The organism is Pseudoxanthomonas sp. GW2, assembly GCF_000283075.1.
In the GTDB taxonomy this organism is placed as follows: Bacteria; Pseudomonadota; Gammaproteobacteria; order Xanthomonadales; family Xanthomonadaceae; genus Pseudoxanthomonas.
The window spans coordinates 2501-5818 of record NZ_ALIP01000133.1 but is presented as its reverse complement, the minus strand read 5'-3'; the positions used below and the strand labels follow the sequence as shown (position 1 = coordinate 5818).

General features: G+C 56.4%; 1 tRNA gene and 2 rRNA genes (1 of these 3 running past the window's edge). All 3 read right to left on the bottom strand.

The features are described from left to right. Positions 1-71 precede the first annotated feature (71 nt). Positions 72-148 (bottom strand) — tRNA-Met (locus B351_RS0112115). A 113-nt stretch (positions 149-261) separates the two neighbouring features. Further along, positions 262-375: ribosomal RNA gene (gene rrf / locus B351_RS0112110) — 5S ribosomal RNA — on the bottom strand. A 123-nt stretch (positions 376-498) separates the two neighbouring features. Next, positions 499-3318: ribosomal RNA gene (locus B351_RS0112105) — 23S ribosomal RNA — on the bottom strand; it runs 54 nt beyond the window's last position.

Below are 3318 nucleotides of genomic sequence, written 5' to 3'. Positions count from 1 at the left end.
ATCACGAATCCCCAACCCCCAACCCCCCAACGCAAAACGGCGACCCAAGGGTCGCCGTTTGCGTTGTGCATTGGTAGCGGGGGCAGGATTTGAACCTGCGACCTTCGGGTTATGAGCCCGACGAGCTGCCAGACTGCTCCACCCCGCACCGGGGTAACTGGCGGCCGGTGCAGGCCTGGGGCCTGGTGCCGGTGGCGGACACGGGGGTGTCCGGCAAAAGAAGAAGCCCCCAGCGTTTGGCTGGGGGCTTCCGGGATAAAACCCTGGCGATGACCTACTCTCGCATGGGAGACCCACACTACCATCGGCGCTGTTGCGTTTCACTTCCGAGTTCGGGATGGGATCGGGTGGTTCCACAACGCTAATTTCACCAGGGAGACGGTTGGAGCGTGCAGGCGTCCGTGAGGTGGAGCCGCACCGTCTCGCATAGGGACTTGGGATGTAGTGAGCGGCGGATGGCTATCGACTGTCGTCGAGTCCAAGGCCACTTGAGGTTATATGGTCAAGCCGCACGGATCATTAGTACTGGTTAGCTCAACGCATTGCTGCGCTTACACACCCAGCCTATCAACCACCTGGTCTTGATGGTTCCTTCAGGGGACTTGTGTCCCGGGAGATCTCATCTTGAGGCGCGCTTCCCGCTTAGATGCTTTCAGCGGTTATCGCTTCCGAACATAGCTACCCGGCAGTGCCACTGGCGTGACAACCGGAACACCAGAGGTTCGTCCACTCCGGTCCTCTCGTACTAGGAGCAGCCCCTCTCAAATCTCCAACGCCCATGGCAGATAGGGACCGAACTGTCTCACGACGTTCTGAACCCAGCTCGCGTACCACTTTAAATGGCGAACAGCCATACCCTTGGGACCGACTACAGCCCCAGGATGTGATGAGCCGACATCGAGGTGCCAAACACCGCCGTCGATATGAACTCTTGGGCGGTATCAGCCTGTTATCCCCGGAGTACCTTTTATCCGTTGAGCGATGGCCCTTCCATACAGAACCACCGGATCACTAAGTCCTACTTTCGTACCTGCTTGATCCGTCGATCTTGCAGTCAAGCACGCTTATGCCTTTGCACACAGTGCGCGATGTCCGACCGCGCTGAGCGTACCTTCGAGCTCCTCCGTTACTCTTTAGGAGGAGACCGCCCCAGTCAAACTACCCACCATACACGGTCCCCGACCCGGATTACGGGCCCAGGTTAGAACGTCAAGCACATCAGGGTGGTATTTCAAGGATGGCTCCATGCCAGCTGGCGCCGACACTTCATAGCCTCCCACCTATCCTACACAGACGAACTCAACGTTCAGTGTAAAGCTATAGTAAAGGTTCACGGGGTCTTTCCGTCTTGCCACGGGAACGCTGCATCTTCACAGCGATTTCAATTTCACTGAGTCTCGGGTGGAGACAGCGCCGCTGTCGTTACGCCATTCGTGCAGGTCGGAACTTACCCGACAAGGAATTTCGCTACCTTAGGACCGTTATAGTTACGGCCGCCGTTTACCGGGGCTTCGATCAAGAGCTTCGCCTTGCGGCTGACCCCATCAATTAACCTTCCGGCACCGGGCAGGCGTCACACCCTATACGTCCACTTTCGTGTTTGCAGAGTGCTGTGTTTTTGATAAACAGTCGCAGCGGCCTGGTCACTTCGGCCTCCCTCAGCTATAGCCCGCATGGGCCACCAAAGGAGGCGCACCTTCTCCCGAAGTTACGGTGCCATGTTGCCTAGTTCCTTCACCCGAGTTCTCTCAAGCGCCTGAGAATTCTCATCCTACCCACCTGTGTCGGTTTTCGGTACGGTCTGCGTGAGCTGAAGCTTAGGGGCTTTTCCTGGAAGCGTGGTATCAGTCACTTCGCCCTAAAGGGCTCGTCTCGGTGCTCGGTGTTGACCTCCCGGATTTGCCTAAGAGATCCACCTACCGCCTTTCCCCGGGACAACCAACGCCCGGTAGACCTAACCTTCTCCGTCCCCCCATCGCACTCACGCGAGGTACTGGAATATTAACCAGTTTCCCATCGACTACGGCTTTCGCCCTCGCCTTAGGGGCCGACTCACCCTGCGCCGATTAACGTTGCGCAAGGAAACCTTGGGCTTTCGGCGTGCGGGCTTTTCACCCGCATTATCGTTACTCATGTCAGCATTCGCACTTCCGATACCTCCAGCAGGCCTCTCGACCCACCTTCGCAGGCTTACGGAACGCTCCTCTACCGCGCACACAAAGTGTGCACCCCAAGCTTCGGTTTACCGCTTAGCCCCGTTAAATCTTCCGCGCAGACCGACTCGACCAGTGAGCTATTACGCTTTCTTTAAAGGGTGGCTGCTTCTAAGCCAACCTCCTGGCTGTCTGTGCCTTTCCACATCGTTTCCCACTTAGCGGTAATTTGGGACCTTAGCTGTGGGTCTGGGTTGTTTCCCTTTTCACGACGGACGTTAGCACCCGCCGTGTGTCTCCCATACAGTCCGTCTCGGTATTCGGAGTTTGCAATGGTTTGGTAAGTCGCGATGACCCCCTAGCCATAACAGTGCTCTACCCCCGAGAGGATACATATGAGGCGCTACCTAAATAGCTTTCGAGGAGAACCAGCTATCTCCGGGTTCGATTAGCTTTTCACTCCTAATCACACCTCATCCCCTACCTTTGCAACGGGAGTGGGTTCGGGCCTCCAGTGCGTGTTACCGCACCTTCACCCTGGGCATGACTAGATCACCCGGTTTCGGGTCTACAGCCCGCGACTATGCGCCCTATTCAGACTCGGTTTCCCTTCGCCTCCCCTATACGGTTAAGCTTGCCACGAACTGTAAGTCGCTGACCCATTATACAAAAGGTACGCAGTCACCCTTGCGGGCTCCTACTGCTTGTACGCACACGGTTTCAGGGTCTATTTCACTCCCCTCTCCGGGGTTCTTTTCGCCTTTCCCTCACGGTACTGGTTCACTATCGGTCGGTCAGGAGTATTTAGCCTTGGAGGATGGTCCCCCCATGTTCAGACAGGGTTTCTCGTGCCCCGCCCTACTCGTCTTCACTGGCATGGCCCTTTCGAATACAGGGCTATCACCTTCTATGGCCGACCTTTCCAGGTCGTTTTTCTAGAACCATGCCAGCTTAAGGGCTAGTCCCCGTTCGCTCGTCACTACTGAGGGAATCTCGGTTGATTTCTTTTCCTCCGGTTACTTAGATATTTCAGTTCACCGGGTTCGCCTCCAGCACCTATGGATTCAGTGCAGGATACTGCCGAAGCAGTGGGTTTCCCCATTCGGACATCGCGGGATCAATGCTTGTTGCCAGCTCCCCCGCGCTTTTCGCAGGCTGCCACGTC